Origin of the sequence: Halorubrum sp. ASP1 (assembly GCF_005435135.1) — an archaeon.
In the GTDB taxonomy this organism is placed as follows: domain Archaea; phylum Halobacteriota; class Halobacteria; order Halobacteriales; family Haloferacaceae; genus Halorubrum; species Halorubrum tropicale.
In genome coordinates this window covers 1-441 of record NZ_SGUA01000065.1, presented here as the reverse complement: position 1 = coordinate 441, position 441 = coordinate 1, and the positions used below count along the sequence as shown (strand labels likewise).

At 66.4% G+C, this 441-nt stretch carries 1 protein-coding gene; it reads left to right on the top strand.

The genetic code is table 11. From position 1 onward, the window contains the following. Window positions 1-329: M28 family peptidase (locus tag EXE48_RS18270; protein ID WP_137712178.1), on the top strand; the 329-nt coding region annotated here is incomplete at its 5' end. Between the last annotated feature and the right edge of the window lie 112 nt (window positions 330-441).

Genomic DNA, 441 nt, shown 5'->3' with positions numbered 1-441 from the left:
CCCACCCGATTTCGACGGTGCCGCGGATGGTACCCCACTCGGACCACTGGCCGTTCGTGCGCTGGGGCGTTCCGGGGTACACGGTGTCGAGCGTGTCCGACTCCGCGGGCCGTGGCTGGGGGCACACCGAGGCCGACACGCTCGACAAACTGGAGCGTCGGACGTTGCGTGAACAGGCGATCCTGCTGACGGAACTGGTGGTGGAGGTGGCGGACAGCGAGGTGACGATCGAGCACGCCGACGCGGAGACGATGGCCGGCTACCTGAAGGAGGAGGACCAGGCGACCGGGATGAAGAAAACGGGCGACTGGCCGTACGAGTTCGAGTAACGGTTCTCGGTCGTTTTCGGGTGGAGTGCTCGATGGGGCGGGTACTGGGACGGTGACTTCGACTGCGACAGCAGCTCGGTCGTTGGCCACTTGTGACCGCATCGCCCCGCAC